The organism is Xenorhabdus griffiniae (assembly GCF_001028135.1).
Taxonomy (GTDB): domain Bacteria; phylum Pseudomonadota; class Gammaproteobacteria; order Enterobacterales; family Enterobacteriaceae; genus Xenorhabdus; species Xenorhabdus bakwenae.
In genome coordinates this window covers 23,934-30,986 of the sequence record NZ_LDNM01000036.1, presented here as the reverse complement: position 1 = coordinate 30,986, position 7,053 = coordinate 23,934, and the positions used below count along the sequence as shown (strand labels likewise).

The 7,053-nt window shown below is 46.9% G+C and carries 5 protein-coding genes and 1 pseudogene; 5 read left to right on the top strand and 1 reads right to left on the bottom strand.

Annotated elements, in window-relative coordinates:
* Positions 1 to 103 precede the first annotated feature (103 nt).
* The gene (gene ltrA / locus AAY47_RS09395) at positions 104 to 1,438 is read right to left on the bottom strand and encodes a group II intron reverse transcriptase/maturase (protein WP_047769197.1); all 1,335 of its coding nucleotides are present in this window, start codon (positions 1,436 to 1,438) and stop codon (positions 104 to 106) included.
* Between the two features lie 475 nt (positions 1,439 to 1,913).
* On the opposite strand from ltrA, the pseudogene AAY47_RS21690 reads away from it, so the two are divergent.
* The 5 genes and pseudogenes from AAY47_RS21690 to leuS form a co-directional block, all read left to right on the top strand.
* Positions 1,914 to 2,009: pseudogene (locus tag AAY47_RS21690) on the top strand (glutamate/aspartate ABC transporter substrate-binding protein); the annotation flags it as partial.
* Between the two features lie 119 nt (positions 2,010 to 2,128).
* Positions 2,129 to 2,869, top strand: a complete 741-nt coding sequence (locus AAY47_RS09390; RefSeq protein WP_047769180.1) for an amino acid ABC transporter permease — start codon at positions 2,129 to 2,131, stop codon at positions 2,867 to 2,869.
* Positions 2,870 to 3,544, top strand: a complete 675-nt coding sequence (gene gltK, locus AAY47_RS09385; protein ID WP_047769178.1) for a glutamate/aspartate ABC transporter permease GltK — start codon at positions 2,870 to 2,872, stop codon at positions 3,542 to 3,544.
* Positions 3,544 to 4,269, top strand: a complete 726-nt coding sequence (locus AAY47_RS09380; protein ID WP_047769175.1) for an amino acid ABC transporter ATP-binding protein — start codon at positions 3,544 to 3,546, stop codon at positions 4,267 to 4,269. Before gltK ends, AAY47_RS09380 begins: the two co-directional genes overlap by 1 nt.
* Before the next feature lie 200 nt (positions 4,270 to 4,469).
* The gene (leuS, locus tag AAY47_RS09375) at positions 4,470 to 7,052 is read left to right on the top strand and encodes a leucine--tRNA ligase (RefSeq protein WP_047769173.1); all 2,583 of its coding nucleotides are present in this window, start codon (positions 4,470 to 4,472) and stop codon (positions 7,050 to 7,052) included.
* Position 7,053: the final 1 nt, after the last annotated feature.

Below are 7,053 nucleotides of genomic sequence, written 5' to 3'. Positions count from 1 at the left end.
GGGTGAGTAGAGCTGTCCAGTCACCCAGACAGCCCCCTCCTCAGAACCGGACGTGCGGAACTACCGCATCCGGCTCCCGACAGACCAGTGTCCCCACACATATTCAGCGAGAATTGAACATTGAATGTATTTTCCATCGAGATGGATAATTCAGCATTTTCAGGATTAGATTTAGCTTTTCCCACGTTAACCCGCGACGTCCTCCTTTCCGGTTGAACCATCGATAAATGATCCACTTGCTTTGGTAGATGAATTGCTCAACTCTTCTCTGGTTGTCAGAAATACTGTGATAGTTTATCCAGCCTCTGACTACCCTGATGACAGTATTCAAGATTAACCTTATATCAGTCGTATTCAGGTTCTTCCGGAGAAAGTCTCTGAGTCCCTTCAATTTGGCTGCGAACCGATCTTTCCGGCTGGTAAACTTCAGCCGCCAGAAACCTTTTCGCGATTTTCCCCAATAGCAGGTAAAGCCCAGAAAATTAAACGTGGATAACCGTTTTCCTGACAAATCGGCTCTCATTGCTGCAACATGTCCCGCAGAAATTAACTGCGATTTGTCACCGTGCAACTCCAAACCATATTTATTCAGTCTTTTCGGTAAAACTTCATAGAAACGCTTTGCTTCTTTGGGATACTGAAAGATAAACACCATGTCATCAGCATACCTTACCATCTCTGCCCGACCACGAATATGTGTGCGGCTGATTTCGTCAAACCATTCATCAATCACGTGATGCAGGTAGATATTGGCAAGCACTGGGGACAGGATTGAACCTTGCGGACACCCACAGACATTGCTGGAAACCACATTATCTATCATGACGGGTGCCGTTATCAGTACCTCAATCAGTCTGAGAAAGCGTCGGTCTGATATCTTCTTCCGGAGCAAATTCATCATCTCGATATGGGGTATCGTGTTGAAATACTTTCGGATGTCGATTTCCACTACCGCACCATTCCAGTTTCTGAATGTTTGTTGTTGTAGTGCCCTTAATGCTGCATGACAATTTAGCCCCGGCCGAAAACCATAGGAGCAGGACAGAAACAGCGGTTCATAAATCCGGCTAAGGATATCACTGACCGCAAGCTGAACCAGCTTGTCCTCTATGCACGAAATGGCCAGAGGCCGTTTACTCCCGTCTTCTTTTGGGATCTCCGTTATCCGGGCTGCTTTAGGGTGGTATGTCCCTCTCCGTATCCGTACAATGAGATGTTGAATGTTTTCATCAAGATGTTCACCGTAAGCGGCTTTTGTCATGCGATCAATACCTACGGCTTTACTCCCGTCCAGCCGCTGGAATTGCCCTTTCAGCATGTCACCATTCAACAAATGTCCTAAGTTATTGAACACTTGCTGCTTGTTACCTGCTGATTTCTCGCCTATACGTTCAAGTCTCGTTAACCATGATAATCCGTCGTTGCTGTGTACGGTCATTGTGGCCCTCTTACGTTCGATCTGTCTGCCAGCCCTTCGTTCCACGGTCATTACCCGCTTCAGCACTACTATGGCCGACTCCGACTTCCTGATACTCTTTTCCCCGGTCTTATGTTTTAGCACTTGTATCCGGAAATACTCACTCCATTGAGAAATATCAGGATCTCCTGGGTTCCATATCGTTCTCTACAAACTCGCTGGCGCCTGCGGCTCCGGTGTGTGTTGCTGTATGGATATTCGCCAGTATGACCATTCAGTAACTGTTGCCTGCTAGCTGGGCTAACTATCGGCACACACGATCAGTTGTATTTCGGAGCTATCACGTTCATCATTTGATTCCGGCTCGAATGTTTCGCTGTCTACGCTTCGTCTCCTTTGTTACCGCCGGACACGCAAGACTCGCTACGTAGTGGTCTGGCTAACCTTCTACGGTGGGACTTTCATCCACAAGATCAATACAGCTTTTCCCAGCGCACAACCCATTCCACCTAAGAACCTGAATTTAAACTTCTCGATGTCAGATGAAATGAGAGCTTTGTTTAAATCACCAAACGATAAGGCATTGAATTAATCAACCAAAATCCCGTATTTGATTGGCAAAACGGGTATGAGGTAGTCGTTCCCTACCTCATTTTTTTCCCGAGTTAAATTCGATGCATGACAGCTAACCCCATATCAGGGAGTTCGATTATGTCCGCTAATTGGGATTGGAGCATCTTTTTACAAGCTGCCCCTTTTGGTAATACCACCTATTTGGGGTGGCTTATTTCTGGTTTTCAGGTAACGGTGGCACTGTCAGCCTGTGCCTGGATCATTGCATTCCTTGTCGGTTCATTGTTCGGTATTCTCCGTACAGTTCCGAATAAATTCCTTTCCGGGCTTGGAACCTGTTATGTGGAGTTATTTCGCAACGTTCCTCTTATTGTCCAATTTTTTACCTGGTATCTGGTGGTTCCTGAATTCCTGCCCAAAAACCTGAGCGATTGGTTCAAAATGGAGCTGGACCCCAATATCCAGTTTTTTATCTCCTCAGTCATCTGCTTAGGGTTATTCACCGCTGCCCGTGTATGCGAACAAGTACGCGCGGCAATTCAGTCACTCCCACGAGGGCAAAAAGCCGCAGGGCTGGCAATGGGCTTAACCTTGCCACAAACCTACCGTTACGTTCTGCTGCCAAACGCCTACCGGGTGATCATTCCCCCAATGACCTCGGAAATGCTCAATTTGGTGAAGAATTCTGCCATTGCTTCCACAATCGGGTTGGTTGATATGGCTGCTCAGGCCAATAAATTGCTGGATTATTCCGCGCACGCCTATGAATCATTCACAGCGATCACATTGGCATATGTCGGTATCAACCTCGTGATTATGCTTGCCATGAGCATACTGGAGAAAAAAGTACGTTTACCCGGCACGATGGGAGGGAAATAAATGTATCAGTTTGACTGGAGTTCAATTGTACCAAGTTTGCCTTTCCTTCTGGATGGATTGTTGATAACGGCCAAAATTACCGTGACAGCCATTATCATAGGCATTGTCTGGGGAACCATCCTGGCGATGATGCGCCTCTCATCCATCAAGGTTTTGAGCTGGTTTGCTGCTCTGTACGTGAACCTGTTCCGCTCAGTTCCGCTGGTGATGGTATTACTGTGGTTTTATCTGATTGTGCCTAACTTATTACAAAATATTCTAGGCATATCACCAAAAACCGATATCCGTTTAATTTCTGCAATGGTAGCTTTTTCGCTCTTTGAAGCGGCTTACTATTCAGAAATCATTCGGGCAGGTATTCAGAGCATTTCCCGGGGGCAATCTTCTGCTGCGCTGGCACTGGGTATGACTCAATTGCAAAGCATGCGGCTGGTCATACTGCCACAAGCATTTCGGGCAATGATCCCATTGCTGCTAACGCAAGGCATTGTATTATTCCAGGATACGTCTCTGGTTTATGTATTGAGTCTGGCGGATTTTTTCCGGACAGCAACGAATATTGGTGAGCGCGATGGAACCCAGATTGAAATGGTTCTGTTTGCCGGCTTTGTTTATTTTGTGATTAGTTTTTCCGCTTCCATGCTGGTTAACTATTTGAAAAAAAGGACTGTTTGATGATTTCCCTGAAAAATGTATCCAAGTGGTATGGCCAATTTCAGGTTCTTACTGACTGCTCAACTGAGGTCAAAAAAGGTGAAGTAGTCGTGGTCTGCGGGCCTTCTGGTTCTGGTAAATCCACACTGATAAAAACGGTCAATGGCCTTGAACCTGTCCAGCAAGGTGAAATTCGAGTAAACGACACAAAAGTCAATGACAAGAACACCAATCTGGCACAATTGCGCGCTAGGGTGGGAATGGTGTTTCAGCACTTTGAACTGTTTCCTCACCTATCGATTATTGAAAACCTGACACTGGCTCAGGTTAAAGTGTTAAAGCGCGGCAAGAAAGAAGCGACTGAAAAAGGCTTAAAACTGCTGGAGCGAGTTGGATTAACCAGCCATGCGGATAAATTACCTGCACAACTCTCCGGAGGTCAGCAACAACGGGTTGCCATTGCCCGGGCACTCTGCATGGACCCGATTGCCATGCTGTTTGATGAACCTACTTCGGCCCTTGATCCTGAAATGATTAATGAAGTCCTGGATGTCATGGTGGAATTGGCGAACGAAGGCATGACCATGATGGTAGTCACCCATGAGATGGGATTTGCCAAGAAAGTGGCACATCGCGTTATCTTCATGGATGAAGGTAAAATTGTCGAAGACAGTAAGAAAGAGGATTTCTTTGCCAACCCGAAATCAGAGCGTGCCCGCGATTTTCTGGCGAAAATTCTGCATTGATTTTTCCTCGTCGGCGGAGGGCTGAACGGCCGCCGACCTTAAATTCCCCCTAAAGATAAGTAATTTTCCGCATTCCGCCTTTAACAAGAGTTGTTGCCCCTATCCCTTATCAGCTATGCTATGGGATCTTAGATTTCCCATAAACAAACCAAACGCGCTAAAGGCGCAGCTTTATTACTCACCATAGGATTATCGGTGCCATGCAAGAACAATACCGTCCAGAAGACATAGAACAACAAGTCCAGCTTCATTGGCAAGAGAAGCAAACGTTCAAAGTGACAGAAGACAACAACAAAGAAAAATATTATTGCCTGTCTATGCTACCTTATCCTTCTGGCCGACTACATATGGGCCATGTCCGTAACTACACCATCGGTGATGTGATTTCCCGTTATCAGCGCATGCTGGGCAAAAACGTACTGCAACCTATTGGTTGGGATGCGTTTGGTTTGCCAGCAGAAGGTGCCGCAGTCAAGAATAATACCGCCCCCGCTCCGTGGACGTATTCCAACATTGATTATATGAAAAACCAGATAAAACAACTGGGTTTCGGCTATGATTGGGATCGTGAAATCGCAACGTGTACGCCAGAGTACTATCGCTGGGAACAGTGGTTCTTCACTAAATTGTACGAAAAGGGTCTGGTATACAAAAAAACTTCCGCCGTTAACTGGTGTCCGCATGACCTGACCGTTCTCGCTAATGAGCAGGTGATTGATGGCTGTTGCTGGCGTTGTGATACCCAGGTTGAACGTAAAGAGATCCCACAATGGTTCATCAAGATCACCGCTTACGCAGAAGAGCTGCTAAACGATCTGGATAAACTGGAAGATTGGCCGGAACAGGTCAAAACCATGCAGCGCAACTGGATTGGCCGTTCTGAAGGCGTTGAAATCACGTTCAATGTTGCTGACAGCCAGGAAAAACTCACGGTTTATACCACTCGCCCAGATACCTTCATGGGCGCAACCTACGTCGCGGTAGCGGCCGGTCATCCTCTGGCAAAACAGGCGACGGAAAATAATCCTGAACTGATGAAGTTTATCGACGAATGCCGTAATACCAAAGTTGCTGAAGCTGATATGGCAACGATGGAGAAAAAAGGCATGCCAACAGGCCTGTTTGTCATTCATCCATTGACCAACGAAAAACTCGCTATCTGGGTTGCCAACTTTGTCCTGATGGAATATGGCACCGGTGCGGTGATGGCTGTTCCAGGACACGATCAACGCGATTGGGAATTTGCTACTAAGTACAACCTGCCAATAAAAGCCGTTATTCTTGACAACGATGGCAATGTACCAAACATTCAGGAAGCGGCTGTTACTGATAAAAATGCCCTGGTCAATTCCGGTGAATTCAGCGGCCTGACCCATGAAGAAGGCTTCAATGCTATCGCTGACAAGCTGGTTGCAATGGGTGTCGGACAGCGTAAAGTCAATTACCGCCTGCGCGATTGGGGCGTTTCTCGTCAACGTTATTGGGGTGCTCCGATTCCAATGGCAACACTGGGAGATGGTACTGTTGTCTCTGTTCCAGAAGATCAGTTGCCGGTAATTTTGCCAGAAGATGTCGTGATGGATGGGATCACCAGCCCAATTAAAGCGGATCCTGAATGGGCAAAAACCACCATTAACGGCCAGCCTGCCCTGTTTGAAACCGATACCTTTGATACCTTTATGGAGTCCTCATGGTATTACGCGCGCTATACCTGCCCAGATTATGATAAAGGAATGTTGGATCCGGCGGCGGCTAATTATTGGTTGCCAGTGGATCAATACATTGGTGGTATTGAACACGCTATCATGCACCTGATGTACTTCCGCTGCTTCCACAAATTGATGCGTGATGCTGGCATGGTCAACTCTGATGAACCTGCCAAACGCCTGCTGTGCCAGGGCATGGTTCTGGCCGAAGCCTTCTATTACACAGGCAACAGCGGCGAGAAAGTCTGGGTATCTCCAGCTGATGCCATTGTTGAGCGCGATGAGAAAGGCCGTATTGTCAAAGCAACGGATAAAGACGGTCATGAGCTGGTTTATACCGGTATGAGCAAAATGTCGAAATCCAAGAACAACGGTATCGATCCACAAGAAATGGTCGATAAATACGGTGCTGATACCGTTCGTCTGTTCATGATGTTCGCCGCGCCACCAGAACTGACTCTGGAATGGCAAGAATCTGGCGTGGAAGGTGCTAACCGCTTCCTGAAACGTGTTTGGCGTCTGGTTTACGAGCACAGCAACAAAGGGCCAACTCAGCCACTGGATATCAGTAACCTGACAACAGAACAGCAAGATTTGCGCCGTGATTTGCACAAAACCATCTCGAAAGTCACCGATGATGTTGGTCGCCGTCAAGCGTTCAATACCGCCATTGCGGCCATCATGGAGCTGATGAATAAACTGACTCGCGCACCACAGGAAACAGAGCAAGATAGTGCTCTGATGCAAGAAGCAATCATTGCGATTGTACGAATGCTTTCACCTATTACCCCACACGCTTGCTTCGTCATGTGGAAAGCACTTGGCAATGAGGATGATATTGATTCTGCTGCATGGCCACAAGCTGATGAGCAGGCAATGGTAGACGATACTAAACTGGTCATTATTCAAATTAACGGTAAAGTTCGTGGTCGCATTACTGTACCGGCAGATGCAACAAAAGAGTATGTTCAGGAGATGGCGACACAAGAATACAGTGTGAAAAAGTATCTTGAAGGCGTCAGTATCCGCAAAGTCATCTATGTTCCGGGTAAATTACTGAATCTGGTTGTAGGCTGAT

Excerpts from the sequence above, each read along its gene's own strand:
- ltrA (WP_047769197.1), bottom strand. The coding sequence starts at position 1,438 with ATGACCGTACACAGCAACGACGGATTATCATGGTTAACGAGACTTGAA.
- AAY47_RS09390 (WP_047769180.1), top strand. The coding sequence starts at position 2,129 with ATGTCCGCTAATTGGGATTGGAGCATCTTTTTACAAGCTGCCCCTTTT.
- gltK (WP_047769178.1), top strand. The coding sequence starts at position 2,870 with ATGTATCAGTTTGACTGGAGTTCAATTGTACCAAGTTTGCCTTTCCTT.
- AAY47_RS09380 (WP_047769175.1), top strand. The coding sequence starts at position 3,544 with ATGATTTCCCTGAAAAATGTATCCAAGTGGTATGGCCAATTTCAGGTT.
- leuS (WP_047769173.1), top strand. The coding sequence starts at position 4,470 with ATGCAAGAACAATACCGTCCAGAAGACATAGAACAACAAGTCCAGCTT.